27 protein-coding genes and 3 pseudogenes are annotated in these 25415 nt (G+C 65.5%); 18 read left to right on the top strand and 12 right to left on the bottom strand.

Translation table 11 applies throughout. From position 1 onward, the window contains the following. Positions 1–52: 52 nt before the first annotated feature. Both bamA and G6P99_RS20925 read left to right on the top strand, forming a co-directional pair. Positions 53–2563: an outer membrane protein assembly factor BamA gene (gene bamA, locus G6P99_RS20920; RefSeq protein ID WP_165123349.1), complete on the top strand. Its 2511-nt coding sequence runs from the start codon at positions 53–55 to the stop codon at positions 2561–2563. A gap of 121 nt (positions 2564–2684) precedes the next feature. Continuing rightward, the gene (locus G6P99_RS20925) at positions 2685–3236 is read left to right on the top strand and encodes a carboxymuconolactone decarboxylase family protein (RefSeq protein ID WP_165123351.1); all 552 of its coding nucleotides are present in this window, start codon (positions 2685–2687) and stop codon (positions 3234–3236) included. 8 nt (positions 3237–3244) lie between these two features. Here G6P99_RS20925 and G6P99_RS20930 read toward each other — a convergent pair whose 3' ends face one another. Continuing rightward, a complete protein-coding gene (locus G6P99_RS20930) occupies positions 3245–3424 on the bottom strand; it encodes a hypothetical protein (protein ID WP_029078737.1) in 180 nt (59 codons plus the stop codon). A gap of 9 nt (positions 3425–3433) precedes the next feature. Between G6P99_RS20930 and G6P99_RS47705 the strand changes: the two are divergent. From G6P99_RS47705 to G6P99_RS20945, 4 genes and pseudogenes are all read left to right on the top strand, one after another. Continuing rightward, a pseudogene (locus tag G6P99_RS47705) lies at positions 3434–3673 on the top strand (hypothetical protein); the annotation flags it as partial. Between the two features lie 9 nt (positions 3674–3682). Continuing rightward, positions 3683–4051 carry a hypothetical protein gene (locus G6P99_RS20935; protein ID WP_165123353.1) on the top strand — a complete coding sequence of 123 codons (369 nt, stop codon included), beginning with the start codon at positions 3683–3685 and terminating at the stop codon, positions 4049–4051. A gap of 103 nt (positions 4052–4154) precedes the next feature. Then, positions 4155–5321: a substrate-binding protein gene (locus G6P99_RS20940; RefSeq protein ID WP_165123355.1), complete on the top strand. Its 1167-nt coding sequence runs from the start codon at positions 4155–4157 to the stop codon at positions 5319–5321. Between the two features lie 141 nt (positions 5322–5462). Then, complete coding sequence (locus tag G6P99_RS20945; RefSeq protein WP_029078739.1) at positions 5463–6680, top strand: MFS transporter; 1218 nt, start codon at positions 5463–5465, stop codon at positions 6678–6680. A 43-nt stretch (positions 6681–6723) separates the two neighbouring features. On the opposite strand, the gene G6P99_RS20950 is transcribed toward G6P99_RS20945, so the two are convergent. Continuing rightward, positions 6724–7368 (bottom strand): glutaminyl-peptide cyclotransferase, encoded by a 645-nt coding sequence (locus G6P99_RS20950; RefSeq protein ID WP_029078740.1) that lies wholly within the window; start codon positions 7366–7368, stop codon positions 6724–6726. A gap of 88 nt (positions 7369–7456) precedes the next feature. Next, positions 7457–8677 (bottom strand): hypothetical protein, encoded by a 1221-nt coding sequence (locus tag G6P99_RS20955; RefSeq protein ID WP_029078741.1) that lies wholly within the window; start codon positions 8675–8677, stop codon positions 7457–7459. A 92-nt stretch (positions 8678–8769) separates the two neighbouring features. On the opposite strand from G6P99_RS20955, the gene G6P99_RS20960 reads away from it, so the two are divergent. Next, positions 8770–9018, top strand: a complete 249-nt coding sequence (locus G6P99_RS20960) for a hypothetical protein (protein WP_371261137.1) — start codon at positions 8770–8772, stop codon at positions 9016–9018. A 5-nt stretch (positions 9019–9023) separates the two neighbouring features. On the opposite strand, the pseudogene G6P99_RS20965 reads toward G6P99_RS20960, so the two are convergent. After that, positions 9024–9782 (bottom strand): annotated as a pseudogene (locus G6P99_RS20965) (adenylate/guanylate cyclase domain-containing protein); the annotation flags it as partial. Positions 9783–9933: 151 nt separating this feature from the next. Between G6P99_RS20965 and G6P99_RS20970 the strand changes: the two are divergent. Next, a complete protein-coding gene (locus tag G6P99_RS20970) occupies positions 9934–10386 on the top strand; it encodes an SRPBCC family protein (protein ID WP_029078743.1) in 453 nt (150 codons plus the stop codon). 19 nt (positions 10387–10405) lie between these two features. Here the strand turns inward: G6P99_RS20970 and G6P99_RS20975 are convergent, their stop codons facing one another. From G6P99_RS20975 to G6P99_RS20985, 3 genes are read right to left on the bottom strand one after another with little or no spacing between them, the layout of a single operon-like run. Next, positions 10406–10567: a hypothetical protein gene (locus G6P99_RS20975; protein ID WP_156928394.1), complete on the bottom strand. Its 162-nt coding sequence runs from the start codon at positions 10565–10567 to the stop codon at positions 10406–10408. Between the two features lie 36 nt (positions 10568–10603). Beyond that, on the bottom strand, positions 10604–11083 hold the full coding sequence (locus G6P99_RS20980; RefSeq protein ID WP_029078744.1) for a Dps family protein: 480 nt from the start codon (positions 11081–11083) through the stop codon (positions 10604–10606). A 41-nt stretch (positions 11084–11124) separates the two neighbouring features. Then, on the bottom strand, positions 11125–11766 hold the full coding sequence (locus tag G6P99_RS20985) for an HD domain-containing protein (RefSeq protein ID WP_029078745.1): 642 nt from the start codon (positions 11764–11766) through the stop codon (positions 11125–11127). A gap of 206 nt (positions 11767–11972) precedes the next feature. On the opposite strand from G6P99_RS20985, the gene G6P99_RS20990 reads away from it, so the two are divergent. After that, positions 11973–12938: a GlxA family transcriptional regulator gene (locus G6P99_RS20990; protein WP_165123357.1), complete on the top strand. Its 966-nt coding sequence runs from the start codon at positions 11973–11975 to the stop codon at positions 12936–12938. Positions 12939–13027: 89 nt separating this feature from the next. Then, on the top strand, positions 13028–13594 hold the full coding sequence (locus tag G6P99_RS20995; RefSeq protein ID WP_029078747.1) for a hypothetical protein: 567 nt from the start codon (positions 13028–13030) through the stop codon (positions 13592–13594). Positions 13595–13716: 122 nt separating this feature from the next. Here G6P99_RS20995 and G6P99_RS21000 read toward each other — a convergent pair whose 3' ends face one another. Then, entirely contained in the window at positions 13717–14070 is a 354-nt protein-coding gene (locus tag G6P99_RS21000; RefSeq protein WP_029078748.1) for an MmcQ/YjbR family DNA-binding protein, read from the bottom strand. Positions 14071–14254: 184 nt separating this feature from the next. Here G6P99_RS21000 and G6P99_RS21005 point away from each other — a divergent pair, with 184 nt between their 5' ends. The 3 genes and pseudogenes from G6P99_RS21005 to G6P99_RS21015 all read left to right on the top strand — a co-directional run bounded on the left by G6P99_RS21005 (position 14255) and on the right by G6P99_RS21015 (position 16382). Beyond that, on the top strand, positions 14255–14887 hold the full coding sequence (locus tag G6P99_RS21005; RefSeq protein WP_245284533.1) for a PadR family transcriptional regulator: 633 nt from the start codon (positions 14255–14257) through the stop codon (positions 14885–14887). A gap of 26 nt (positions 14888–14913) precedes the next feature. Then, the gene (locus tag G6P99_RS21010) at positions 14914–15558 is read left to right on the top strand and encodes an O-methyltransferase (protein WP_029078750.1); all 645 of its coding nucleotides are present in this window, start codon (positions 14914–14916) and stop codon (positions 15556–15558) included. A gap of 123 nt (positions 15559–15681) precedes the next feature. Beyond that, positions 15682–16382 (top strand): annotated as a pseudogene (locus G6P99_RS21015) (GNAT family N-acetyltransferase). Between the two features lie 30 nt (positions 16383–16412). On the opposite strand, the gene G6P99_RS21020 reads toward G6P99_RS21015, so the two are convergent. After that, positions 16413–18329, bottom strand: a complete 1917-nt coding sequence (locus G6P99_RS21020; RefSeq protein WP_029078752.1) for a right-handed parallel beta-helix repeat-containing protein — start codon at positions 18327–18329, stop codon at positions 16413–16415. 250 nt (positions 18330–18579) lie between these two features. Here G6P99_RS21020 and hchA point away from each other — a divergent pair, with 250 nt between their 5' ends. Next, positions 18580–19452 carry a glyoxalase III HchA gene (hchA, locus tag G6P99_RS21025; protein WP_165123360.1) on the top strand — a complete coding sequence of 291 codons (873 nt, stop codon included), beginning with the start codon at positions 18580–18582 and terminating at the stop codon, positions 19450–19452. Positions 19453–19642: 190 nt separating this feature from the next. Then, entirely contained in the window at positions 19643–20347 is a 705-nt protein-coding gene (locus G6P99_RS21030; protein WP_029078754.1) for a PA1136 family autoinducer-binding transcriptional regulator, read from the top strand. 26 nt (positions 20348–20373) lie between these two features. On the opposite strand, the gene G6P99_RS21035 is transcribed toward G6P99_RS21030, so the two are convergent. Beyond that, the gene (locus G6P99_RS21035) at positions 20374–21315 is read right to left on the bottom strand and encodes a LysR family transcriptional regulator (RefSeq protein ID WP_029078755.1); all 942 of its coding nucleotides are present in this window, start codon (positions 21313–21315) and stop codon (positions 20374–20376) included. 98 nt (positions 21316–21413) lie between these two features. Between G6P99_RS21035 and G6P99_RS21040 the strand changes: the two genes are divergently transcribed. Further along, entirely contained in the window at positions 21414–22637 is a 1224-nt protein-coding gene (locus tag G6P99_RS21040; protein ID WP_165123362.1) for an MFS transporter, read from the top strand. Between the two features lie 63 nt (positions 22638–22700). Beyond that, positions 22701–23051: a Lin0512 family protein gene (locus G6P99_RS21045; RefSeq protein ID WP_029078756.1), complete on the top strand. Its 351-nt coding sequence runs from the start codon at positions 22701–22703 to the stop codon at positions 23049–23051. An 83-nt stretch (positions 23052–23134) separates the two neighbouring features. Here the strand turns inward: G6P99_RS21045 and G6P99_RS21050 are convergent, their stop codons facing one another. Continuing rightward, positions 23135–24016, bottom strand: coding sequence for an SDR family oxidoreductase (locus G6P99_RS21050; protein WP_029078757.1), 882 nt, complete (start codon positions 24014–24016; stop codon positions 23135–23137). 78 nt (positions 24017–24094) lie between these two features. Here G6P99_RS21050 and G6P99_RS21055 point away from each other — a divergent pair, with 78 nt between their 5' ends. After that, a complete protein-coding gene (locus G6P99_RS21055) occupies positions 24095–24799 on the top strand; it encodes a glutathione S-transferase family protein (protein WP_029078758.1) in 705 nt (234 codons plus the stop codon). Positions 24800–24852: 53 nt separating this feature from the next. Here G6P99_RS21055 and G6P99_RS21060 read toward each other — a convergent pair whose 3' ends face one another. Continuing rightward, positions 24853–25407, bottom strand: coding sequence for a disulfide bond formation protein B (locus G6P99_RS21060; RefSeq protein ID WP_029078759.1), 555 nt, complete (start codon positions 25405–25407; stop codon positions 24853–24855). Positions 25408–25415: the final 8 nt, after the last annotated feature.

Genomic DNA, 25415 nt, shown 5'->3' on the forward strand with positions numbered 1-25415 from the left:
CCGCAGCCATCACCGTCCCGTCACAACGGGTGACTTGTTCGCGAGGTGTGGAATGAAGACGTGGCGGAGCCTTGTCGTGGCGGTCGTGCTCTCGGGTTTGTCGATCCCGGGAACGCCGGGGACATGGCTGTTGGTGGCACCAGTGGCGGCGCAATCGGTCGATGCGATCACGGTCGAAGGCAACCGGAGAATCGAGGCGGAAACCGTCCGCTCCTATTTCAGGCCGGGGCCCGGCGGACAGCTCGATCAGGCCGCGATCGACGACGGGTTCAAGGAGCTGCTCGCGACCGGGCTGTTCCAGGACGTCAAGATCAATCGCGCCGGTGGGCGGATTGTCGTCTCGGTGATCGAGAATCCTGTGATCGACCGCGTCGCGTTCGAGGGCAACAAGAAGATCAAGGACGAGCAGCTCTCGGCCGAGGTGCAGTCGAAGTCGCGAGGCACGCTGTCGCGGCCGATGGTGCAGTCCGATGCGCTGCGGATCGCTGAAATCTACCGGCGCTCCGGCCGCTACGACGTGCACGTCACGCCTGAGATCGTCGAGCGGCCGAGCAACCGCGTCGATCTCGTCTTCACCGTCGAGGAGGGGCAAAAGACCGGCGTCAAGACCATCGAGTTCATGGGCAACAACAGCTTCTCGGCGGCGCGCCTGAAGGACATCATCAAGACCCATGAGTCGAACCTCCTGAGCTTTCTCGGCAACGGCGACATCTACGACCCCGATCGCGTCGAGGCCGATCGCGACCTGATCCGTCGCTTCTACCTCAAGCATGGCTATGCGGACGTGCAGGTCGTGGCCGCGCTCGCCGAATACGACCCGGGACGCAAGGGTTTTCAGGTCACTTTCAAGATCGACGAAGGGCAGCAGTACCGCGTTGCGACGGTGAGCTTCCGCTCGACCATCGCGGGGTTCGATCCAAACAGCCTGCGCTCGCTTTCGCGGGTCAGTGAAGGCTCGCTCTACAATGTCGAAGCCATCGAGAAATCGGTCGAAGACATGCAGATCGAAGCCTCGCGCCGCGGCTATGCCTTCGCCGTGGTCCGTCCGGACGGCAGCCGGAATTTCGAGGCCCACACGGTGGGGATCATGTTCCGCGTGGAGGAGGGGCCGCGGACCTATATCGAGCGCATCGACATTCGCGGCAACGGCCGCACGCGCGACTACGTGATCCGGCGCGAGTTCGATCTCTCCGAGGGCGACGCGTATAACCGCGCGCTGGTCGATCGTGCCGAGCGGCGGCTGAAGAATCTCGACTACTTCAAGACGGTCATGATCACCACGGAGCCCGGCTCATCGAGCGATCGAGTGATCTTGGTCGTCAATCTGGAGGAGAAGTCGACCGGTGACTTCTCCGTTTCGGGGGGCTATTCCACCACCGACGGCGCGCTCGCCGAGGTCAGCGTCTCCGAGCGCAATCTGCTGGGCCGTGGCCTGTTTGCGAAGGCAACGGTCAGCTACGGCCAGTACTCGCGCGGCCTGTCGCTGTCCTTTGTCGAGCCGTATCTGCTCGATTATCGCGTCGCGCTCGGGCTCGATGCCTATTACAAGGAGCAGTTGCCAACCGATTACACGACCTATGGCGTGAAGACGATCGGGTTCTCGCCAAGGCTTGGTCTGGCGTTGCGCGAGGATCTGACGCTCCAGCTTCGGTATTCGCTTTACCAACAGGAAATCTCGCTCGATAGCGCCTACGCGAACTGCAACAACAACGCGTCCAACACGTCGCTCGCGTTCAATCCGACGCCCGCCTACATCCAGAGTCTGCTCGGCGGCGTCGATCCGACCAACTCGGTCTCATCGGGGCTCTATGGATATGGTTGCTACGGCGACGGCGAATCCACCTTGCCCGTGCGCAAGGAGCTGGCTGCCGGTGCGACCTGGACCTCGCAGCTCGGCTACACCCTGAGCTACAACACCCTCGACAACAACAAGAACCCGACCGACGGCCTGATGATCGACTTCAAGCAGGATTTTGCCGGCGTCGTCGGCGACGTGACCTATCTGAAGAGCGCGGTGGACGCCAAGTACTATACGCCGCTGGTGTCCGACCTGATCGGGCTGATCCACCTGCAGGGCGGCCTACTCACCAAGATCGGGGACAATGATCTGCGTATGCTGGATCATTTCCAGATGGGGCCGAACCTCGTGCGTGGCTTTGCTACCAACGGCATCGGTCCGCGTGACATCACCTACGCGAGTTTCGGGGCGGTCGGGGATGCGCTCGGCGGAACCAAATATTGGGGCGCTTCGATGGAACTGCAAATGCCATTCTGGTTCTTGCCGTCGGAGGTCGGGTTGAAGGGAGCGGTCTATGCGGATGCCGGCTCGCTCTGGGGTTACCAGGGACCGACGTCGTGGGCCGCGACCGGCGAGGTGAACACGGCTGCTTGCAAATGCGGCCTGCAATACGACGACGAGAACGTGGTGAGGACCTCGGTCGGCGTCGGCCTGATCTGGGCGTCGCCGTTCGGGCCGCTGCGCTTCGATTACGCGGTGCCAATCACCAAGGGCAAATACGACATCGTGCAGGAGTTCAGGTTCGGCGGCGGGACGTCGTTCTGAGGCGGTTGCGCCGACCAGATGCGACGCCTGCCATGCGGCGCTGCGGCTTGCGGCGCCTGCCGAAGCGGGGCAGGCTGCACCGGTTCAGTTCCGACCCGAGGCGAGATCCAAGGCAAAATCCATGTCACGCGTGTCCATCAAGACCAAGAGCGACCTGCCGGCCGAGCTCAAGCCGCTGTGGGACAAGATGACCACCTATGGCGCGTTCGAGAACCAGGCCGGCGTTATGGCGCAGCGCCCGCCGATCTTCAAGCACACGTGGTCGCTGCTGGTCGATCTTGCCGACGAGGCGGTGCTGTCGAAACGGCATCTCGAACTCGCACTGGTGACGGTGTCGCTGTTGAACAAGTGCGATTATTGCGTATCGCATCATGCGCCGAAGCTCGCGATCCAGGACGTCTCGGAGGAGGGCGCCGAACGGCTGCGCGACTATCAGGATCATCCCGAGCTCGACGCGCTCGACAAGCTCGTGGTCGAATATGCGATCGCCGTCACTAACAACTGGAACAAGACCCGCGACGAGATCTTCGCGCGGCTCCGCGCGCATTTCTCGGAAGCGCAGATCGTCGAGTTGACCTGGCGGATCGCGCTGTGCGGGGCCTTCAATCGCTTCAACGATATTTTGCAACTCGATGTCGAGCAGGGCGTTCCGCTGCGCGAGGCCGCAGAGTGACGGCTTGATCAGGTAACAGATGTGATGCAGCCGCCGAGCGTAGCCAGGACGAAGTCGGCGCGCGCGGCCGGCGATGTCTTCGGCAGGTTGACGACGTCGTAGTCGGGCGTCGGAAGCGTCTCTATCAGGCGCTGATGCTCGGCCGTCGTCGCCTCGAACTCGTGCCGGCGCTTTGCTTCTGGAGGCATGCTATGACTATGTGGCAGTCTGCAGAGATTCTTCCGTCGAAAGCGCATATATATGAGTATTGGAAGCATCGGCTTTCACGGTTGTACTTGCATGTAGAACCGAGGAAGCCTCGCTGTTGGGCTTGTGGATTTCACTATGGCACAAGGTACGACATCAAGCGGCCTGACGCGGGTTGGGACGAAATACTGCGATGTTGGAACCGCATTCCTCTTCAACGCTGTCACATAATCCCAAGGTCGCTCAACGGAAGCGACAATGTGTCAAATCTGTTCTTGCTTTGCCGCGAGTGCCACGACCAGATGCCAAACACCAGCATTCCTGAGGTGTTCTTCAGATGGTCTCGCGCACAAAACTGGGAGTCTCGTGAGGATGCCAGGATTCGAGATGCGATGAGAGCTTTCGGCGTGGACACAGTCAGCTTGCGGCGTCTCGATCAGGTGATCAAGTCGTCTGAGTTCAAATCTTGGATCGAGGGCAAGTTCGGGTTGCATCGTCCACAATCGAATTACGCGCCGATTTCTTCGCGGCTCACGCCGGCGACGTTCGTAGGGTTGGCTGTCCTTTATCATCGCGAATTGGCCGACACCTCTCGGAGTTCGCGAGGCAATCCCGCAACCAAGCAATAGCCGGGAGCGATTGCCCCGGCGGTTGCGCTCTTAACCAATCCTTTCGAGCCGCGCAGCTAGACTCGGCCGACATGCGCTTGTCGGCGGTACGAATCGAGGACACATGGCATCACGCAGGATCACGTGCATCGCGCTCGCGCTGCTGCTCGGCTCCACGGCGCTGCGACCTTCATGCGCAGCGGACGCCGGCGGACCGATCCGCGTCGGCGCGGTGCTGCCGTTTTCGGGTGGCGTCGAGCTTTATGGCCAGCAGGCGAAGCTCGGGCTCGATCTCGCCGCGCGCGACATCAACGCGGCGGGCGGGATTCTCGGCCGTCCCGTCGAGATCATCTATGCCGACGACAAGACGCGGCCGGAGGCCGCCGCTGACGCGATGCGCTCGCTGGTCGAGAAGGACGGCGCGCTGGCCGTGGTCGGTCCGATCACCTCGCGCAATTTGAATGCGCTGGTGCCGCTGGCCGAGAGTTCGAAGACGCCGCTGCTCTACGCCACCAATTACGAGGGCGGCAAATGCAGCCGCTATCTGTTTTCGTTCGGCGCGGTGCCGAACCAGGAGCTCGGCCAGCTGTTGCCCTACATGACCCAGACCTTCGGCAACACGTACTTCCTGCTCGGCGCCGACCGGGTCTGGCCGCACCAGATGTTCGACATCGCACAGCCCCTGATTGAGAAGCTCGGCGGCAAGGTGGTCGGGACCAAATACACGCTGGGGACCGAGACCGACTTTTCGCCGCTGATCAAGGAGGTCGCGGCGAGCAAGGCCAAGGTGCTGCTGTTCGCGCTGAAGGGCGACGGCATGGATTTCATCCGGCAGGCCGACGAGGCCGGGTTGCTGAAGGACATCACGGTCGCTTTCCTTGGCTTGTCGGAGGTCGACCTCGGCATCTTCCGCGGCAAGGGCCAGAACATGGTGACCGTGGTGCCGGCGGTCGCAGCGAGCGACGATCCCGCCGTCAAGGCATTCGTCGCCAAGGCACGCGCGGCGGCTGGTGCCGGCGTTGCCGTGTCGAATTACGTGATGACGCACTACAACACCCTGGTCGCGCTCAAGGCGGCGGCCGAGAAAGCCGGCAAGCTCGAGAAGGAGGCCATCATCGACGCAATGGCGGGCCTCACCATTGCGTCGCCGACCGGTCCCGTGACGCTCGGTCAGGATCACCACGCCGCGATGAACATGTTCATCGCCAGGACACAGGGGAGCGAACTCGTACAGGTCCGTGCGCTCGGCGAGATCGCGCCGCAGCCCGGGTGCAGTTTGGCTGGTCGCTAGGCGCCAAGGGGACGGGGCGCGGTTGCGGCCATTGGAGGCTGCCACGCTCGCAAAAAAGTGAGCCGGAGCGGGTCGCCGGCTGTCGGTTCCTCACCGTCCCGCTCGTCTTCCATTCAGAACGAGCTGAATGGGAGTTTTGGAATGAGCAATTCGACCTATCGCTGGGTGATCGTCGCGGCCGGCGGCCTGCTCGGCTGCGTCGCGATCGGCGGCATGTTTTCGCTGCCGGTGTTCCTCCAGCCCATGGCGCGCGAGACCGGCTGGTCGGTGACCGGCATCTCCAGCGCGATGACGATCGGCTTCCTCGCGATGGCCTTCACCAGCATGATCTGGGGCACGCTGTCCGACCGGTTCGGGCCGCTCCCGGTGGTGCTGACCGGATCGGTCGTGCTGGCGGCGAGCCTGGCGCTGGCCAGCCAGGCCACGTCGCTGCTGGCGTTTCAGTTCGTGTTCGGCGTGCTGGTCGGTGGGGCCACCGCCGCGATCTTCGCCCCGATGATGGCCTGCGTCACCGGCTGGTTCGACACCCATCGCAGTCTCGCCGTCTCGCTGGTGTCGGCGGGCATGGGCATGGCGCCGATGACGATGTCGCCGCTTGCGGCCTGGCTGATCTCCCACCACGACTGGCGGTCCGCGATGCTGATCGTGTCGGGCGTGGTCGGTGCGATCATGATCCCGGTCGCGTTCCTGGTGCGCCGTCCGCCGGCGCTGCAGAGCGACCACGCTGAGGCGGTCACCGAGAACGGCGAGCCGCCGATGTCGCTGGCTCAGGCGCTACGCTCGCCGCAATTCATCATCCTGACCGCGACCAGTTTCTTCTGCTGCGCCACCCATTCGGGCCCGATCATCCACACCGTCAGCTACGCTATCACTTGCGGCGTCCCGATGATCGCAGCGGTCACGATCTACAGCGTCGAAGGACTGGCCGGCATGGGCGGCCGTATCGGCTTCGGCCTGCTCGGCGATCGCTTCGGCGCCAAGCGCTTGCTGGTGTTCGGCCTGCTCGCCCAGGCGTTCGGCGCTCTCGGTTACGCCTTCGTCCGCGAACTTGCCGCGTTCTACGCAGTCGCTGCGCTGTTCGGATTCATCTATGCTGGAACCATGCCGCTGTATGCCGTGCTGGTCCGCGAGAATTTTCCGCTGCGGATGATGGGCACTGTGATTGGCGGTACGTCGATGGCCGGCAGCCTCGGCATGGCAACCGGCCCCTTGGTCGGCGGCCTGATCTACGATGCCTTTGCGAGCTACACGTGGCTCTATGTCGGCTCCTGGGCCATGGGCATCGGCGCGTTCCTGATCATGATGACGTTCCGGCCGATGCTGGCGGCACGGCCCAATGCGGTGCCGGCGCCGGCGTGAGAGTACGGTGGGTGACGCGGTCTGTTCGATCGCGTCACGCACGTCACTTGCGGTCGCGCTTCGGCCGCCGGATGGCGCGCACCTTGTTGTTGGTGGAACCGCTGCCGCAGAAGAACCGGTCCTTCCCGTCGGATTCGAGCCCGGAGACGAACACGCCCTGCGGCATCTCCAGCCGTTCGATCACTTCGCCGGTCTGCGGATCGATCCGCCGCACGTCGCTCTGGTCCTCCTCCCATGTGCCGTGCCAGAGCTCGCCGTCGACCCAGGAGACACCGGTGACGAACCGGTTGCTTTCGATGGTGCGGAGGATCTTGCCGGTCTCCGGATCGATCTGGTGGATGGTGCGGTCGCGATACTGGCCGACCCACAGCGAGCCTTCCGCCCAGGCCATGCCGGAGTCGCGGCCGCCGCCGGGCGCGGGGATGGTGGACACCACGCGTCCGCTGTCCGGCTCGATCTTCAGAATGCGGTCCTCGGCGATCTGATAGAGGTGCTTGCCGTCGAAGGCGGTGCCGGCATGGGCCGCGATGTCGAGGATGCGGGTGGTCTTGCCGCTGTCGGGATCGAACGCGACCAGCCGGCCGCCGGCCGCGAACCAGACCTGCTCGCCGTCGAAGCTGACGCCGCCCACGCTCTCGACGCCTTCGAAGGCATATTCCCGGATGATCTCGGCTTCGGACTTCTTCATGCGGCGCTCCTGGTTCTTGCTTTGACGCGTTTTCTTGACGCGAACCGGTATCCACTTCGCTCGAAAACGCGCTGATTGCGCCCTGATGCTAGCCGTTCGGCAGCGGGGCAGGGAGTAACAACGTCGTCGTGAATCCCGGCACCGGCGGCGTCATCCAGCGCCGGGCACGAGCGCGGCCGACCGACTGCACCTTGCCTGTGGCGGCCAGCGCGTCGAGCGCGCGCTGCACGGTGCGCTGGCTTGCCCCGAGCGCCACCGACAGCGCCGAACTCGACCAGGCCTCGCCGTCGGCGAGGAAGGCGAGCACTTCCGCGTGCTCCTCGTCGACCGGCAGCGCCAGCACGGCGACGTTGCGCCGGCCGCGCGGCTCTAGCACGAAGCCGTCAGGCGTCGCGGTGAGATCGGCGAGCGGCCGCAATGCCCGGCGCAGACGTCCGATCTCGACCCGGAGCCGCGCGCGGTGCGATTCGTCGGCGTGCTTGCCGCGAAACGCCCGCGCGATCAGCGTGCCGCGCGACACGTCCTGCGGCCAGGCTTCGCCAAGCGCGCGGGCGAGCGCGAACAGCACCGGCCGCCGCGTCAGCGACACAGTGGTGCTGAGATCGCGCACGACATAGCGGCAGGCATCGACGACGAGCGCCTTCGACGCCAGCAGGGCCTCGACCTCCGCGAGCAGCAGCGGCCGCTCGCTGCCGCGTGCGATCAGACGCGCCGCGGGGGTCGCGAGCAGATGCGCGGTGCCTTCGACCTCGGCCGCGAGTTCGGCGATGCCGGCGCGGCGCGCCGCATCCCTGGCCCGCGCCAGCGCTTCGCGTGCGGGCTTGGTGCGCAGCCGCCGCATCGCGATCCCGGCCACGACCAGTTCATGGCCGACCCGCAGCGCCGGCGGGAAGGGCGCCGGGTCGAGGTCGTCGAGCATACGCTCGGCTGCATCGAGGCTTCCGATCAGCAGCAGGCGACGGATTTCGAGATAGCCGGCATGCGCAGCGTTGAGCGCGTCGCCATGCGCGGCCAGCGTCGCGCGCGCCGCGGCGAGCGCCTTCTTGGGAAAGGACAGATCGCGCGACACCAGCGCGATCTCGGCCTCGGCCACCACGCAGCGCGCCCGTGCGATGGCTTCCCGCGGGCCGAAGGCGCGGCCCGCCCGCCGCAACAGCTCCTTGGCGCGGGCGAAATCGCCGAGCCGGGCCATCGCAATGCCGCGGAGCGCCAGCGCCGGGGCATCGTCACGCAGGGCCACCCGTTTCAGTGCGCCGAGGGGATCACCCGCCGCCAGCGCGCGCGCCGCAGCTGTTATCAGCGAGTCCATTCGAATCCCGACACACTTGTCACTCTCGCCCTCCGAGGCCCGGTCCTAACCTAGCACATGACGAGATGGATCAGCTCCAGAGAGATCGAATGATGACCGGGATCGAAACACACGAGGATTGGTTGAAGGGCCGGCTAGGCGGACGCGGTCCGATGGTGGCGCGCTGGCTCGCGCTGGCGGCAGCGCCGACCTTCGCGCTGATGGCGCTGATCGCCGCGATGGCGCCGGCCGACATGATCTGCGGCGGCATGCAGGGGCCGCTTTCACTGCAGGGGATGGTGCCGATGTATGCGCTGATGAGCGCCTTCCATCTGGCGCCGTGGCTGCGGTTGTTCCGATGACCGGCTCATCCCTCCGGCACGACCGCACATGGCCGTGCGATGCCGCGCAGCTCGTGGGTGCCGAGTGCGATCAGCGGCATCTCGGTCTCGGTGGCGAGTGCGCCCGAGACCAGCACGGTCTGCTCGAGCGGCTTGCACAGTCCTTCCAGCCGGCTGACCAGATTGACCGCGGCGCCGATCGCGGTGAAGTCGAGGCGGTCGGCCGCGCCGATATTGCCCCAGTGCACCTCGCCGAGATGCAGCGCCGCACCGAATGGCAGCGGCGGCAGGTCGCGGCCGCGCCGCTCGGCATCGAGATGCGCCATGCCGACGCGTGCCGCCGATACTGCGCGCAGCGCCGCCTCGCATGCGCTGCGCGCGCTGGTCGTGACCGGAAAGATCGCGAGCAGACCGTCGCCGATGAATTTCAGCACCTCGCCGCCGAAGGCATGGATCGCGCCGGCGATGCGGTCGAACCAGGCATCGAGCGCCGCGATCACCTCGGCAGGCGGATGGTTTTCGGAGAGCGCGGTGAAGCCGCGCAGATCGGCAAACAGCAGGGCCGCCCGGATGGTTTCGCCGGTGTTGCGCCGCAAGGGCGACGCCAGCACGCGCGCCGCGCTGCGCCGGCCGAGATAGGCTTCCAGCGCCGCGGTGAGTGTCGCGCGTGCGGCGAGCGCGACAAGCGGTGCGGCCGTGAAGCGCGCCGCCTCGCGCAATTGATCCGCCTCCGCGGGCGTGAAGGGACGTGTCCCGATCCAGCCGAGGGTCGGGCCATCCGGTCGCCGCCAGCAACCGGTTGGCGCCCGCGGTCTCGGCGGCGGCGTCGACCAGCCAGCTCAGTGTCGAGGACAATCGCATCGCCCATCATGGAGTTGATGCGCCGCCCTTGTCACGAATTATCCCGAAACCTGACCGCCCATGGAGGATCAACCGATGACCGAAGCCTTCATCGTCCAACGCGAGATGCAGATCGCAGCTCCGCCCGCAACCGTGTTCGCCTTCCTGACCGATCCGCAGAAGATCGTCAGCTGGATGGGGCTCGAGGCCGAAACCGAGCTGCATCCCGGCGGGCTCTATCTGCTCAAGGGCGTCTCCGGCGATCTGTCGCGGACGGCGCGCGGCGCGTTTCGCGAGGTCGTGCCGGTGCATCGCCTAGCCTACAGTTTCGGCTGGGAGGGCGGCGCCGAAGTGCCGCCGGGATCGAGCCTGATCGAGATCGACCTGATGGAACAGGACAACGGCACGCTGTTGCGCATGACCCATAGCGGCACGCCAAATGCGGCGCAGTGCGCGAGCCATGACAAGGGTTGGACGCACTACCTTGCCAGGCTCGCGCTCGCGGCCGGTGGGCGAGCTCCTGGCCCTGACCGCGGTCCGCACGCCTGAACCGCGCCGCGGGCGCCGTTCAGTCTGCTCGCATCGAGGAGATCGGATCGCTGCAGGGAAAGCTGTCCTCGAGCGCGACGTCGAGCCAGTAGTCTTTATGGATCGGCTGGTCGTTGCCGCGAAACGCTGGCTCGGCATGCGATGCCACGGAGGCGTCGCGATTGATCTCGAAAGCGGTCATTGTCGTTCTCCCTGATATGCCTGCTGTTGGGCGGTCCTATTTCACGTCGAGCGTCGCGCGCAGCATCCAGGCGTGCTTTTCGTGAGCGGCGGTGCGGGCGTTGAGCATGTCCATCGTCGCTTCATCGCTGGCAGACTCGGCGACTGCGAAGGCGCCGCGGATGGCCTTCACGACGGTCTCGTTGTCGAGCAGCAGCTCGGCCACCATGGCGTCGGAGTCGAGGCTGGCGTGGCCGTCCTTGATCGCGGTGAGGTTGGCGAAGGCGGAGTAGGTCTGCGGCACCAGCTCGCCGAGGGCGCGAATGCGCTCGGCGATGTCGTCCAGCGCCTGCCACTCCTCGCGATATTGTCCCTCGAACAGCGTGTGCAGGGCCTGGAACGTCGGACCGGTGACGTTCCAGTGGTAGCCATGCGTCTTCAGATACAGCGCATAGGTGTCGGCAAGCACCTTCGAGAGCGCCTCGGCGATGCTGGTCCGTTCCGCTTCGCCGAAGCCGGTGTTGACGGCGATGGTCATGGTCGTCTCCTTCGCGGTTCGGATTGAAATTCGGCGCGGCGTCATGTCGGCCATTTCGAGCCGAGGATGATCGAGCAGAAGTTCGTCCTTGTGTAATTCACGTCCTTCAACGCGAGCACGTCGGCCTTGACGTTGCCGAAGGTGGTGTGCGGCTTCTTGATGGTGCCGGCGGCGAAATGGTCGATGATGTTTTCCTTGAAGTTGGCCTCGCGCGGATGGTGCGCGCAGACGTGGTCGCGGTGTTCGTGCGCGAAATCGTCATATGCGATGCCGAGCACGTCCATCTCGACGCCGGCGGTGACCAGTGCAATGGTCGGGCGCATGTGCTCGGGAACGCCGGGCGTGGTGTGCAGCGCGATCGATGTCCAGACGTCCTCGATGTCGCGTTCGGCGACGCCATAGCCCTTGAGGAAGTCGCGCGCGGCGTTGGCGCCGTCCACCTCGAAGCGCAGGTCCGGGCTCGCGTGCGCCGCCGTGAGACCCATGTCGTGGAACATGGCGCCGATATAGAGCAGCTCGGAATCGAATTTCAGCTTGCGGCGGTTGCCAGTCAGTGCGCCCCAGAAGAACACCCGGCGGCTGTGATTGTAGAGTAGATCGTCCTCGGTATCGCGCACCAGCTGGGTGGCGGCGCGAGCCATGGCGCTGTCGGGTACACGGATGCCGGCGATGATCTCGGTCATTTCAAGACGCTCCTCGATGTGGCAAGACGATGCCGTGGCGTGCGAACACGCGGGCACCAGCGTTCGTCTCTGCGGTGGGTTCGGATCGCCCGGTGGCGTGATCCGTGGGGTGTATGTCGCCCGTTTGGCCTGATCTCGCAACGATCGCGCGCCGCCGGATCGGGCCAACGAGACGTCGTTTCGCGCCAGCTGAGCAAGGAGAACGTATGGCGGTTCAGAAGATCGCGATCGCAATTCACGAGGGGGTTCAGGCGCTCGATGTCGCCGGTCCCGTCGATGTGTTCGCGGAAACCAATGGCTTCGTGCCATCAGGCCATGGCTACGAGACCGTGCTGATCGGCGCCAACCGCGAACCGCTGCGCGCATCGAACGGCATGAAGATATCCGCCGACCTCAGCTTCGACGAGGCAAACGAGAAGTTCGATATTCTGCTGGTCGCCGGCGGGCCTGGATTGCCCGACGCCGATCCCGATCCCGAACTGACGCGGTGGCTGCGCGGGGCGCCCGAGCGCGCCGAATTGTATGGTTCGATCTGCACCGGCGCGTTCGCGCTCGGCCATGCCGGGCTGCTCGACGGCCACAAGGTGACGACGCATTGGCAGAACGCGCAGCGGCTGGCGGCGCGCTTTCCGGCCGCCGAGGTGATCTTCGACCGGATCTACATCCGCGACGGCAAGCTGATGACCTCAGCCGGCGTGACCGCTGGGATCGATCTTGGATTGGCGCTCGTCGCCGAGCGTCATGGGCCACAGGTCGCGGTCGCGGTGGCAAAGCGGCTGGTCGTGGTGGCACAGCGCCAGGGCGGGCAGTCGCAGTTCAGTCCCTATCTCACCGCGCCGGTCGACGAGGATTCGCCGATCGCGCGGGCGCAGGCGCATGTCATGCAGCGCGTCGGCGAGCGCCACACGCTGCAGTCGCTGGCCGAGGCCGTCAGCATGAGCGTGCGCAATTTCGGCCGCAGCTTCGCGCAGGAGACCGGCATCACGCCGCACGAATTCGTCGAACGGGCGCGGGTCGACGCCGCGCGCCGGTTGCTCGAGGGCTCGGACCGGCCGCTGAAGGCGGTTGCGTTCGACTGCGGCTTCGGCTCGGCCGACCGGATGCGGATCGTGTTCTCCGAACGGCTCGGCGTGTCCCCCGCGCAGTACCGCGCGAGTTTTCGCAAATTGTGACGCCGTTCATGAAGCCGACGCCTGATCGGGGGTAGGATCGATGTCGCCGACGCCGTTTCCCCCCGCATATCCTTCCCCACGAGGCCGCCATGGACGCGCTCACGCTCTTCATCATCCGTCATGCCGAAAAACCTGGCGATGGCTGGCCGGGACCCGGCTTCACCGCGGACGGAGTGTCCGATACCGAGTCGCTTGTGCTCCGCGGTTGGCAGCGCGCGGGTGCTTGGGCTGCGTTGTTCGGCACCGATCTCACCGGCGGTGACTATGCCAAGCCTGACGCGATCTACGCCGCGACGCCCGGCACCACGCCCAACCAGCCGCCAAGCAGCCGTCCAGCCGAGACGATCTCGGCACTCGCCGCGCGCCGCTCGCTGGCGCCGAACGAAGGCTTTGGCAAGGGTGATGAGCCGGCGCTGATGCAGGCCGTGCTGGCGCTGAAGGGCGTCGTGCTGTTGTGCTGGGAGCACAAGGCGATCATCTCGGACATCCTTCCGCTGATCCCGGTCAGCAAGGGCACGCCGCCGACCAAATGGGAGGGTAGCCGCTTCGACGTCGTGCTGCGCTTCGACCGCGCAAAGGGCGACGACAAGTTCGCCTTCAAGGAGCTGTTTCCGAAATTGCTGTCGGGCGATTCCGACAAGCCGTTGGGTGGTTGAGCGGCGCTGCGGCCGGAGCCTTTGCCGTTCCGATTGAATCGGAACGGGGCTCTAGATTCTTGTTTTGGCGCGTTTTCTTCACGCGAACCGGTATCCACTTCGCTCGAAAACGCTTTTGCCGGTCACGCGAGCCCGAGCGCCTTGCGTGATTTCCGCGTCAGCTTCGCGGCGATCAGGGCATGCGCCTGCGCGAGATAGGCCTTGAGCTCGGCGTCGGGCAGGGCGTCGTTGGCCGCCAGCTGCACCCATGTGGCACGCGCCAGATACGGCGCCGGCCGCGCCAGGCCCTGCTCGATCAGCAGCTGATAGGCCATGTTCGAGGTCTTGAACATGAAGCCGCCGGTGCTCTCGATGAAGCCGCCGGCCAGCGCGAACATCTTGCCGCCGACCTTGAACACCGACGTGCCCTCCCATTGCACCACCTTGGTGGCGGCGGGCAGGCGCAGGCAATGGGCTTCGAAGGTTTTGGGGCGCATGAGTCGCAGAAGTTGGGAAACCTTCTGAAGCCATAGGCCAGCTGCGCGAACGTCGACAAGCCCAGTCGTTCCCAGCGAGCGTGGCCGCCGCGGCGTCGGGCCGCCGGCTCCTCACGAAAACGTGGGTTGTCGTCTTTTCATCTGAAGATATATCGTAAGATACGTTTTCAGTAAGGAACAAGCGATGATAAAACAGATGTTTCGTGACCGGGACGATGATGGATTCCGGTTTGGGTTCTTCGCCATGGGCCGGCACGGCCGAGGTGGCCACCGCTTTGGCCGCGGCGGTCCTGGCTTCTTCGGACGAGGCGGAGGCGGCGACTTTCCGGGATCGCGGCGGCTCTCGTCGCAGGATCTGCAGCTCGTCGTCCTGGCGCTGCTCGGCGAGCAGCCCGCGCACGGCTATGAGCTGATCAAGACCATCGAGGAGAAGTCAGACGGTTTCTACAGCCCGAGCCCGGGCGTGATCTATCCGGCGCTGACATTCCTCGAAGAGATCGGCCATACCAGCGTCACCCAGGATGCAGCGCGCAAGCTCTACAGCATCACCGAGCAGGGCAAGGCGCATCTCGCCGACAACCGCGCCACCGCGGACACCATTCTCGAAGCGCTGTCGCGGATCGGCCGCCGCATGGAGGAGGTGCGCGAAGCCTTCGCCGGCGTCAGCGATCTCGATGGCGAAGCGTCCGACGAAATGCACCGCGCTCGTCACGCGCTGAAAAGCGCGCTGCGCCAGAAGCGCGGCAGCGATGCCGCCGAGGCGCGGCGCATCGCGAAAATCCTGGAGCGCGCTGCCGCCGAAATCCTGCAGCAATGACACAGTCGCAGCGAAGGAGACCTTTCATGTACAACGCTGAACCGCACAGCGCGATGATTGACGCCCGCGTTGCTGCCGTCATCGAGCGCCTGCAGGCGACGCGCCGGGCGCCCGTGCGGGGCAATCCGATGCAGAGCGGCAGCCGCGATCCGCACGACTATGCCGGGCAGGGATTCTCGATCCATCCCGAGCAGGGCGAACTGATCTATCTCTTGTGCCGCGGCCTGCGCGCCAAACGCGTCGCCGAGTTCGCGACCTCGGTCGGAATGTCGACGCTGTATTTCGCCGCCGCGATGCGCGACAATGGCGGCGGCACGGTGATCGGCTCGGAGATCGTGCCGGCCAAGGTCCAAACCGCGCAGCGCAATCTCACTGATGCCGGCCTTGCCGACTACGTCGAGATCCGCGAGGGCGATGCGCGCCAGACGCTGCGCGATCTCGGCGGTCCCGTCGACTTCATCCTGATCGATGGCTGGCCGGGCGACAAGGGACCGACGCTGGCGCGCCAGGTGATCGAGATCGTCGCCCCGCAGCTTCGGGTCGGCGGCTATGTCATGAACGACAATGCCGAGGCGGATTTTCTGGAGTTCGTGCGCGATCCGAAAAATGGCTTCGTGTCGATCACGCTGCCGCTCAAGGGCGGCACCGAGCTCTGCCTCAAGGTGGCGTAGCCCGGCCGACGGCATCGCTTGACCGGCGGCTGGCGTGATTGTGAGCCGCATCCGCATCACGCCATGCTGGATTTTGCCGGCGCTTCTTGCTCTGTTCGAGGCAAATCAGGAGCGAAGCGCCGCATGTCCGCCGTACCGCCACTTCATCCGCTCGATCGCCCGATCTGGAGCGCGCTGACCACAAGACAACGCGGCCTGGCGGAGGGCGGCACCGAGCCCGGCGCTTTCCGCTCGCGATCGCACCCTTCGCCGACATGGTCGACATGTCGCCCGAGAGCTTTGCGGCGCTCGGCGCGCTGTTGTCGGGACCTGAGATCGCGGTGCTGTTCACGCCCGATCCGGTCACCGTGCCGGCGGCGTTCAAGGTGCTGCTGGCCGAGACCGGCGAGCAGATGATCGGCACACCCGCAGACTTTGCGCTGTCCGGCGTCGAGATCGTCACGCTCGGCGCCGCCGACGTTCCTGCGATGATGGCGTTGACGGAGCTGACAAAGCCCGGCCCGTTCAGTGCGCGGACGCATGAGCTCGGCACCTTTCTCGGCATTCGCGTGAACGGCGAGCTGGTCGCGATGACCGGGGAACGCATGAAGCCGGGGAACTTTACCGAGATGACCGCGGTCTGCGTGCATCCGGACTATCGCGGCCGCGGCTACGCGCAGGCGCTGCTGGCGGCGGTCGCCCGCCAGATCGTGGCGCGCGGCGAAATTCCGTTCCTGCACGTTTTCACCAGCAATGTTTCGGCGATCGCGCTGTACCGGCGCCAGGGCATGGAAATCCGCCGCCGTCTGCACATCACGGTGTTGCAGAAGCAGGGACAGGGCTGAAGTGTTGTCTCTGCTCAATTCGGCGCTCGCTCATGCCAGCCGGTTGTTGGCGAGATGCACCGTGCGCTTGTCGCAGCTGGGATCGATCGCGACGGCATTCGCCGCGATCCGGCCGCGTGCGGCGACATTGTTGCTGATCTCGACGTTCCTGGAGTGGCCGACATAGATCGCGCTGTCGGGCCTGATCCTGAAGAACTCGCCGGCCCCGAACGCATTGCCGCGCACAAATGTCTGGCCGATCACATTGTCGGCGATCTTGAGGCCGTCGGCATTGCTGACGAAGATCGCGTAGATGCAGGAATCGTCGATATGATTGCCTTCGATGATGACGCGCCGGTTCTCGAAATTGTCCTGAAATCCCTTCGCGCTCTCCGGCGGCACCATGCCGACATAGATGGTGCCGAGGGTGCCGCTGCCGCTGGTCAGCTCGTTGGCGCCGTTGACGCAATGGCTGAAGCGGTTGCCTCTGAACACGAGGTTGTCGGCAAATCCCGACTCCGACCAGAAGCCGATGTCGCTGCCCGCCTGCAGCGCCACCCCGGTCGAGAAGGTGAACTGGCAGTTTTCGACGATGGCGTTCGGCGCCTTCATCAGCACCCGGCCGCAGGCGTGGAAGCTGCACCTCAGCACCGTGGCGCCCGACCCGGCATGCGTCAGCGAGGTGATGGCGTCGCCGACCTTGAGCGGCAGGTCCTGCTGCAGGGTGACGTCATAGACCAGGTCCGGCTCGGTTGTCGAGCTCCTGTTGTTCCAGAGCTGGGCGATCTTCGCCTTCAGCTCCGGCGCATGGCGCTTGGTCAATTGCGCGACCTTGCCGCGCCCCAGTGAACGAAACGTCGCGTGATCGCAGCTCTCGATGTCGTCACCGGCCACAAGCCCGATGTCCCATTTCGGGCTGAGCAGAAACCGCCGCGGCGCGGTCTTTGCCACGACGTAGTAGTAGAAGCCGTGAACATTGACCGCATCGTCGGAGGTGTTGGCGAAACTGCAATCCTCGATGGTCGGACCCCGCGCGACCGCGGTGAAGTGCGAACCGTCGGAGTTGGTCGAGATCAGCCGGTCGGTCGTCGCGCCCTTCGGCCGGGGTCCCGGAACGACTGAGACTTTTTGCAGCATCATCGAGCCTTCGCCGCCATTCTCGATGATGCCCATGCCCGGCGAGGCCAGGAGCTTCAGGTCGATCAGGCTCGTGGCGACGCTGGAGTCCACCGTAACGGCGTGCGCGCCGCCGTTGGAGATCGCGACCACGTCGCCGATCGCGATCGGCAGCTGGCTCGGGAAGCGGTCATTCGCGCTCCACTGCAGCCGCACATTGATCAAGCCGTCACTGATGCGCGCGACGTGGCTCGGCGAGAGGAAGTCGCGGGCGCCAGTCTTCAGCGCCCGGTTGTGGCGGTCCATCACCTTGAAGAAGCCGCCGGCCATGGCGGCGAGCTGGGCGGCATCATCGGGATAGCCCGGATCGATCCTCACCGTGATCTCGAGTGCGGCCTTGTCGAAGGCCGCGATCGTACCCTGCGTGAACGGCAGCGGATCGTAGTCAATGCTGAGGTCACGGATCGTGAGGTGGCTGCAACCCGAGATCACGAAGGTCCCGCTGCGCGTCGTGTTGATCAGCTGCGCGCCATTGCCGTTAAGCTCGAAGCCGTGCAACTGCCGGAACGCGATCGGCCGCTCGATCCGGTAGCTGGCGTTCTTCTCTAGGTTGAGAACGATGTGAACCGGTCCAGCCTTGCTGGCGTCAGCCGCTGCCTTGGCAACGGCAGCCAGCGCCTTGGCGAAGGCCACGTCGGCGTCGCCGCTGGAGGTGGCCGTGAAGCTGGCCATGTCGAAGGTTGCAGACCCAGGGAGCGGCGCCGGTTCGGCGCCGCTTTCGGCGCCGAGCAGCGGGCTCGCTATGACGAACGAGGCAAGCGTCAGCGCTCGCCGGCGGCTGATCGGCATCATGCACGACTCCTTGCGCGACCGCGATCGGTCGCGCGCACCATCCGGCCGCGGAGATGAATTGGAGCCAAACGACGCGGAGGTGGCGCAGGGGCTCTCGACGTTGTGATGAATATCGCCGCTGCGTTCCCTCAGGCTGCACCGGTCTGGCGCCGGGTTCCCCCCCGCGAGCCATTGAGGGAAATCCCTCGTTCGTGATTTCGGGGCTCGTGCTTACCTTTGCAGGATCGCAACACGATGAGAGGATATCGCGATGTCCGAGCAATCCCAGGACAAGCGTCCCGTACCCGATCCGGCGGAGAACAACGCCTTTTTTCCGTCGCCTTACTCGCTTGGGCAATTCACCTCGGCCAAGTCGGATCTCTCCGGCGCGGACTATCCCAATGCCTACAAGGGGGGCCGCTGGAAGATTCTGATGATCGCCGCGGATGAGCGCTATCTGCTGTTGCAGAATGGCACGATGTTCTCGACCGGCAACCATCCGGTCGAGACCTTGTTGCCGATGTATCACCTCGACAAGGCCGGTTTCGAATTCGACATCGCGACCGTGTCGGGCAACCCGGTCAAGATGGAGCTCTGGGCGTTTCCGAAGGAGGACGACGCGATCAAGAGCATCTACCAGAAATATCTCGGCCGGCTGAAGCAGCCGCTCAAACTCTCCGACGTGATCGAAAACAAGCTCGGCAAGGAGTCCGATTACATCGCGGTCTTCATTCCCGGCGGCCATGGCGCGCTGATCGGGTTGCCCGAAAGCCTCGATGTGAAGGCCGCCCTGAAGTGGGCGCTCGACAACGACAAGCATATCATCTCGCTTTGCCATGGCCCGGCGGCGCTGCTGGCGTCCGCGGTCGGCGAAGCCAAGGGCGATTATCCCTTCAAGGGCTACAAGATCTGCGCATTTCCCGACGCCATCGACCGCACCACGCCAGACATCGGCTACATGCCGGGCGCGCTGACCTGGGCCTTCGGCGAACAGCTGCAGGTGCTCGGCGTCGAGATCCTGAACAAGGACATCACCGGCAAGACGTATCAGGATCGCAAGCTGATCACCGGTGACAGCCCGTTCGCTGCCAACAATGTCGGCAAGGCGGCGGCAAAGGCCTTGCTCGATACGCTCGGCGGCTGAGGGGGGCTTGGCCATCGGCCAAGCCAGCGCACGGCGAGGGCAAACCTCGCCGCGTCGCCCGCGACCGGCAGACGATGGTGACGCGGCTTGAGTGACGCGGTTTGGGTGACGCGGCTTGCGGGTCGGCTTCCGCTGAGGGAAAGTCCTCAATCGGCCGGGCCGCGCCCGGCGAGACTTTCCGGGACACGACATGGATCGCTACATCGAAGCCGTGGTTGCGATCGAGGGCAGCGAGAGCTTGTCCGCGATCCGGGCGGTTGTGCGGTCGGCGTGCGTGCCGCTCGGTTACGACCGGTTCGTGATGTTCTCGGCATCCCCGGCGCGGGAGGACCTGGTCGACAGGATTTATTGGGTCGAGGGCGACTGGTTCGGCAAGGGCGTGACGGTCGATGCCGAGACCTATGTCCGGCACTGTCCGGTGACGCGCAATTTCCTCAATGTGGACGAGCCGTTTTTCTGGACCAAGGTGCTGTCCGCTCGTGGCGAGAAATACCGCGTGGTGCGCGCGCCACGCGGACCGGGTTTCCATGGGCTGCAGGTCCCGGTGTTCGGGCGCACCGGCCTCGAAGGCGCGATGAGCTTCGCCGGCATACGTATCGACGCGTCGGCACGGACGCGGGTGGCGCTAGCGATGATCGGCGCCGCGGCCTTCCGCGCCGCTCGCCGGCTGATGGAAGCACGCGAGCCGGACGGTGCGTCGAGCCTGTCGCCGCGCGAGCGCGAGGTGTTGCGCTGGATCTCCGCCGGACGGCGGCAGGCCCACATCGCGGCGTCGCTTGGTCTGTCGGAGCGGACGGTCGAAAACCATTTGCGGCGGGCCCGGCTTCGGCTCGGCGTCGCGACCACCGCGCAGGCCATCCGGCTCGCGATCCGCAGCGGCGAGATCGAGGATTGACGCGAGCACGAACTGGCTGCCGCTTCTTAGCGCTTCTTCGCCGCCCTCGTTTTGATTTTTGGCTGGCTGCTGCGCGCAGCAATCCGCGTCAACGCCTCTGCAAACGCGCCCGCGGCGGGGCCGAGCGGCTCGTCGAGCCGGTGCGCGAGATAGGCTTCCATCGCAAGCGCGGCGTTGCGGCCGAGCGCGCCGGTTTCGACCCGCACCAGGCGGCGTTCGCTGAGGTCGCGCGCCACCTGCCAGAGCGGCAGCCGGCCCCAGCCGAGCCCGGCCAGCATCATGGCGTGCTTGGTGTCCTGATTGCTGACCCTACAGATCTGCGGCGAGAGCACGCCGAAGCTGCGGCCCTCCGACAGCGGTGTCGGATCCGACAGCACGATCTGCAGATGATCGGCGAGGTCGGCGACGCTCTTGCGGCCGCGGCGCGCGAGCGGATGGCTTGCGGCGACGACGGCGACCATCTGCACGGCGCAGATCGCATCGAGTGCGAGGCGGGGATCGCGGAAATCTTCCCCGACCGTGACGGCGAGCGCGCTGCGTCGTTCGGTCAGGGCGGCGATCGGCCCGCCCATCGGTTCGACCGCAAGCCGGACGCCGACCGATGGATAGGCCGCCCGCATTTCCGTCAGCGCCGCGCCGATGGCGGCGATCGGAAACAGCGTATCGACGACGAGCGAAAGTTCCGATTCCACCCCGTCGCCAAGGCCGCGCGCCCGCGCGCGCATCGCGTCGACGCGGAGCAGGAGGTCGCGCGCATTGCCGAGCAGCGCCTTGCCCTCGGCCGTCAGTGCCGGGCGGTGGCTGGAGCGATCGAACAGCATGAGGCCGAGTTCCGCCTCGAGGTTGGCGATGGCGTGGCTGACCGCGGATTGCACCCGCGTCAGCTTGGTCGCCGCGGCGCGAAAGCTGCCGTTCTCGGCGATGGCGACGAAGGTGCGGATCTGGTCGAGCGTGAGGTTATCGAGCATGATCTATGAAATCGATCAACTGGATGCAAAACATATCACTCCTGTCGATGATCGGGAAACGCTATCTCTGGTGAATTGGGCTGGGGCAGGGTGAACGCATGACGATCGAGACGGCCGTGGTGCAGCAAAGCGAGGCGAAGCGATGGGCGACGGTCGCCGTCGTGATGGGCTGCGGCATCGGCGCCGCCCTGCAGGTCGGCAAGGTGCCGATTGCGGCGTCGATGCTGCAACAAAGCCTCGGTATCGACCTCGCCGCGGTCGGCACCGTCGCCGGCATCTTTGCGGTGCTGGGGCTCATTGGCAGTGTCCCGGCCGGCGTCGTGATTGCCGCGGTTGGCGCGCGCCGGGTGTTATTGTGCGGCCTCGCAGCCATTGCGCTCGGCGCGGCCTCAGGCGCGCTCGCGCCGTCGCTTGCGGTGCTGCTTGTGTCCCGTCTGCTGGAAGGGCTCGGCTTCCTGCTGGTGATGGTCGCAGCCCCAGCACTGCTCGATCGCGTCGTCGATGTCAGCGCGCGCGACGTCACCATGGCGGTGTGGAGCTGCGTGATGCCGTTCGGGATCGCGCTGGCGCTGGTCGCGGGGCCGATCTTCGATGGCTGGCGCGCGATCTGGTGGGCCAGCGCCGCCTTTGTCGCCCTGCTGTTCGTGCTCGCCGGCGTCATCGTGCCGGAAGTGGCATCGCAGACCGGCCCAGCGCGAACTGGCCTGATGCAGGAAGCGGCTGCGCTGGCGCGGCGACGCACACCGGCGCTTCTGATGGTGCTGTTCGCACTCTACAGCCTGATGTTCTTTGCGTTGTTCAGCTTCCTGCCGATCCTGCTGACCGAGCGGCTCGGTGTGTCCAGCCAGAGCGCCGGCGGGCTCAGTGCGCTGGCGGCGGCCGGCAACGTCCTTGGCAATCTCGCCGCCGGCAATCTGCTCGCGCGCGGCGTCAGCCGCATCGTGCTCATCGCGGTGGCGGCCTTTGTGATGGGCGCCTCGGCGCTCGGAATCTTCCTGCCGTTGCTCGGCGGGTGGGGGGCATTTTGGCTGTGCCTGCTGTTCTCCGCGACCGGCGGCCTGATCCCGGCGACGTTGCTTGCAACCGCACCCGCGGCGGCGGGTTCGGCGGCGATGGTCCCCGTCATGATGGGACTGTTGATGACCGGCAGCAATTTCGGCCAGGTGACCGCACCGATCGCGGTCGGCGCCGTGGTCTCGGCTTGGGGCTGGGGCGCGGCCTGTATCATGGTGGTTGCCGCGGCGATCCTCGCCGGTCTTGCGGCATGGGTGCTGGCGCGCGGCGATCACAAGCGCGTGGGCGAGGCGAGTGACCCGGCTTGACGCCGCGGGCGCAGAGGTCGAAGGAGTGAAGGTCTCTCACGCCAACGACAACAGGAAAGTTTCATGACACGCGTGCGCTGTATCACCGAAATGGGCATGGGCGTCGACGTTCATGGCCGCGACGCCACCAAGGCCGCCAAGCGCGCGGTCTCGGACGCGATCCGCCATTCCAGCCTCGGCTTCTTCCGCATGCTCGGCAAGACCGCGAATGACATGTTCGTCGACGTCACGATCGCCGTGCCGAATCCCGAAGATGTCGATATCGCAGCGGTCGCCAAGGAACTGCCCTATGGCACCAAGACGGTGAAGGCAATCGCGGGCGGGCTTGAGATCCCGTCTGATCTCGGCAACGACCCGATCCTGATCGCCAACGCCGCCGTCATCGTCAGCTTCGACGACGGGAAGACCAGCTGATCAACCGCGGTGGGTCGATGGGATCGAGAGCCGTCCCTCACGGCGTCGTCCTGGCTTGCGCCAGGACGACGCAATTGGAGGCGTCAATCGCCGCCCCGAAAATAGTCCGGCTTGCCGGTCGTCCAGGTCTCGCCCCAATGCTGACCGCCGCCATCGACGGTCAGCGTCTCGCCGGTGATGAACTTGCCGGAAGGCGCGGACAGATAGGCAGCCGCTTCTGCGATGTCCCACGGCGTGCCCGGGCGCATCATCGGGTTGGAGCGCGGATAGGCGGCGCGCGCGGCCTCGCTGTAGACGTTCCAGCCCTCGGTCTCGATCGCGCCGGGCGCGATGCAGTTGATGCGGATGTCCAGCGGCGCCCATTCGACCGCGAGCGCGCGCGACAGCCCGATCACGCCGGCGCGCGCCGCGATGGTGTGCGCGATGCCATAGAGGCCGTGCGTCGTGACCACGACGATATTGACGATGCTGCCGGGATGCTTGCAGTCGCGCCAGCGCTGCGCCGCGGCCTGCATCATGTACCAGGTGCCGTTGAGGTTGGTGTTGATGACCGCGTTCCAGCCCTTGATCGAGAAATCGATCGCGGCTTGCGGGAACTGGCCGCCGGCGCTGTTGACGAGATGATCGATGCGGCCATGCGCGGTCCACAGCGTGTCGAACATCGCGCCAACCCCATCGGGATCCCTGATGTCGGCGACATGCGCGGACGCCTTCAGGCCGCGATGGCCGAGATGATCGACCAGCGCATCGAGCTTGTCCGCATTGCGGCCGACCACCACGACGTGCGCGCCGAGCCGGGCGAACAGCCAGGCGATGGCGCGGCCGATGCCGCCGGCACCGCCGGACACGACGACCACCTGACCGGCCAGCGCGTCTGCCGCGAACACGGTCCGGTGTGTCGCGAGTTCGTCATCGGAGAGGCCGAGACTTGTGCCTGTTCTTGCGTGTGTCTGTTGATCGTTCATGGCCGGTTGCAGACCTTGCGGCTTCCACTGAGCTCCGTACATTAGCCACCCAACAACAACCCTGCAAAGAATGTCGACATGACCGACCTGTCAGCCTTTCCCATCACAAAACGCTGGCCCGCCCAGCATCCGGACCGCCTCCAGCTCTACTCGCTGCCGACGCCGAACGGCGTGAAGGTCTCGATCATGCTCGAGGAGATCGGGCTGCCCTACGAGGTCCATCTCGTCGACTTCGGCAAGGACGACCAGAAGACGCCGGAGTTCCTGTCGCTCAACCCGAACGGCAAGATTCCGGCGATCCTCGATCCCAACGGTCCCGGCGGCAAGCCGCTGCCACTGTTCGAATCCGGCGCCATTCTGCAATATCTCGCCGAGAAGACCGGCAAGCTGTTGCCCTCAGATCCGGCGCTCCGCTACCAGGCGATCCAGTGGGTGCATTTCCAGATGGGCGGCATCGGACCGATGTTCGGCCAGGTCGGCTTCTTCCACAAATTCGCCGGCAAGGATTATGAGGACAAGCGGCCGCTGCAGCGCTATGTCGACGAATCCAAGCGCCTGCTCGGCGTGATGGAGATGCATCTCGCCGGACGGCAATGGTTCATGGACGATGAATACACGATCGCCGACATCTCGATGATCGGCTGGGTGCGCAATCTGATCGGCTTCTACGGCGCGCGCGAGCTCGTCGCATTCGACCAGTTCAAGCACGTCGCCGGCTGGCTGGAGCGCGGTCTCGCGCGGCCGGCCGTGGAACGCGGATTGAATATTCCGAAGCGGCCTTAAAATTTGGGCATGATCTTTTCGGAAAACCGCTTCGCACTTTTCCGGATCATGCCTTAACTCGCTCGCTTCAGCAGCTCATAGACGACCGGATTGTCGGCACAGGCGCCAAAGCCGCATTCGAGCAGGGTGGAGAGCACGTTCAGCGCCGTCAGCCCGACCACGAGCCACACGGCACCTTGCGCGAACTTGCCGGGTGAGGCGCCCGGCGCCGCGCGGTGGTCGAACTGGCGGTCGAACAGCAGCATCGCGGCGAGCAGGACGATCGCCGCAATGAAGGCGATCAACGCCCACGGATAATAATGATAGCCGAGCAGCGCCGAACCATAGCCGGCGTCGCCGGGCAGGATGTGCAGCAGCACCTGCCGGGTCGAGACCGTGGCGCCGAGCACGGCCGTCAGTAGGGACAGGGCATAATGGCTCGGCCGTGGTCCGAAGCGGATGTTGAGGATCGGCCCGATCGCCAGCAGGGCGAAAAGGATGCGCTGCAGCAAACACAGCGGGCAGGGGAGCTCGTGCAGCACGAGCTGCGCGGCAAAGGCGGCGGCCAGCAGCAGCGCAAGGCCGTAAAGTGCGAGCGCGTTCAGGGTGACGGCCTGCGTATCATTCATGGCTGGCC

The sequence above is a fragment of the Bradyrhizobium sp. 6(2017) genome, assembly GCF_011058295.2.
GTDB lineage: Bacteria > Pseudomonadota > Alphaproteobacteria > Rhizobiales > Xanthobacteraceae > Bradyrhizobium > Bradyrhizobium septentrionale.

What these genes read in the sequence shown, in the direction of transcription:
- G6P99_RS21060 (WP_029078759.1), bottom strand. Translation starts at nt 25,407, where the DNA reads ATGAATGATACGCAGGCCGTCACCCTGAACGCGCTCGCACTTTACGGC.
- G6P99_RS21010 (WP_029078750.1), top strand. Translation starts at nt 14,914, where the DNA reads ATGTACAACGCTGAACCGCACAGCGCGATGATTGACGCCCGCGTTGCT.
- G6P99_RS20955 (WP_029078741.1), bottom strand. Translation starts at nt 8,677, where the DNA reads ATGGACTCGCTGATAACAGCTGCGGCGCGCGCGCTGGCGGCGGGTGAT.
- G6P99_RS20975 (WP_156928394.1), bottom strand. Translation starts at nt 10,567, where the DNA reads ATGACCGCTTTCGAGATCAATCGCGACGCCTCCGTGGCATCGCATGCC.
- G6P99_RS20950 (WP_029078740.1), bottom strand. Translation starts at nt 7,368, where the DNA reads ATGAAGAAGTCCGAAGCCGAGATCATCCGGGAATATGCCTTCGAAGGC.
- G6P99_RS20990 (WP_165123357.1), top strand. Translation starts at nt 11,973, where the DNA reads ATGGCGGTTCAGAAGATCGCGATCGCAATTCACGAGGGGGTTCAGGCG.
- G6P99_RS20940 (WP_165123355.1), top strand. Translation starts at nt 4,155, where the DNA reads ATGGCATCACGCAGGATCACGTGCATCGCGCTCGCGCTGCTGCTCGGC.
- G6P99_RS20970 (WP_029078743.1), top strand. Translation starts at nt 9,934, where the DNA reads ATGACCGAAGCCTTCATCGTCCAACGCGAGATGCAGATCGCAGCTCCG.
- G6P99_RS20925 (WP_165123351.1), top strand. Translation starts at nt 2,685, where the DNA reads ATGTCACGCGTGTCCATCAAGACCAAGAGCGACCTGCCGGCCGAGCTC.
- G6P99_RS21035 (WP_029078755.1), bottom strand. Translation starts at nt 21,315, where the DNA reads ATGCTCGATAACCTCACGCTCGACCAGATCCGCACCTTCGTCGCCATC.
- G6P99_RS21050 (WP_029078757.1), bottom strand. Translation starts at nt 24,016, where the DNA reads ATGAACGATCAACAGACACACGCAAGAACAGGCACAAGTCTCGGCCTC.
- bamA (WP_165123349.1), top strand. Translation starts at nt 53, where the DNA reads ATGAAGACGTGGCGGAGCCTTGTCGTGGCGGTCGTGCTCTCGGGTTTG.
- hchA (WP_165123360.1), top strand. Translation starts at nt 18,580, where the DNA reads ATGTCCGAGCAATCCCAGGACAAGCGTCCCGTACCCGATCCGGCGGAG.
- G6P99_RS21045 (WP_029078756.1), top strand. Translation starts at nt 22,701, where the DNA reads ATGACACGCGTGCGCTGTATCACCGAAATGGGCATGGGCGTCGACGTT.
- G6P99_RS21040 (WP_165123362.1), top strand. Translation starts at nt 21,414, where the DNA reads ATGACGATCGAGACGGCCGTGGTGCAGCAAAGCGAGGCGAAGCGATGG.
- G6P99_RS20995 (WP_029078747.1), top strand. Translation starts at nt 13,028, where the DNA reads ATGGACGCGCTCACGCTCTTCATCATCCGTCATGCCGAAAAACCTGGC.
- G6P99_RS21055 (WP_029078758.1), top strand. Translation starts at nt 24,095, where the DNA reads ATGACCGACCTGTCAGCCTTTCCCATCACAAAACGCTGGCCCGCCCAG.
- G6P99_RS20985 (WP_029078745.1), bottom strand. Translation starts at nt 11,766, where the DNA reads ATGACCGAGATCATCGCCGGCATCCGTGTACCCGACAGCGCCATGGCT.
- G6P99_RS20945 (WP_029078739.1), top strand. Translation starts at nt 5,463, where the DNA reads ATGAGCAATTCGACCTATCGCTGGGTGATCGTCGCGGCCGGCGGCCTG.
- G6P99_RS21020 (WP_029078752.1), bottom strand. Translation starts at nt 18,329, where the DNA reads ATGATGCCGATCAGCCGCCGGCGAGCGCTGACGCTTGCCTCGTTCGTC.
- G6P99_RS20980 (WP_029078744.1), bottom strand. Translation starts at nt 11,083, where the DNA reads ATGACCATCGCCGTCAACACCGGCTTCGGCGAAGCGGAACGGACCAGC.
- G6P99_RS20960 (WP_371261137.1), top strand. Translation starts at nt 8,770, where the DNA reads ATGACCGGGATCGAAACACACGAGGATTGGTTGAAGGGCCGGCTAGGC.
- G6P99_RS21005 (WP_245284533.1), top strand. Translation starts at nt 14,255, where the DNA reads ATGATAAAACAGATGTTTCGTGACCGGGACGATGATGGATTCCGGTTT.
- G6P99_RS20930 (WP_029078737.1), bottom strand. Translation starts at nt 3,424, where the DNA reads ATGCCTCCAGAAGCAAAGCGCCGGCACGAGTTCGAGGCGACGACGGCC.
- G6P99_RS21000 (WP_029078748.1), bottom strand. Translation starts at nt 14,070, where the DNA reads ATGCGCCCCAAAACCTTCGAAGCCCATTGCCTGCGCCTGCCCGCCGCC.
- G6P99_RS21030 (WP_029078754.1), top strand. Translation starts at nt 19,643, where the DNA reads ATGGATCGCTACATCGAAGCCGTGGTTGCGATCGAGGGCAGCGAGAGC.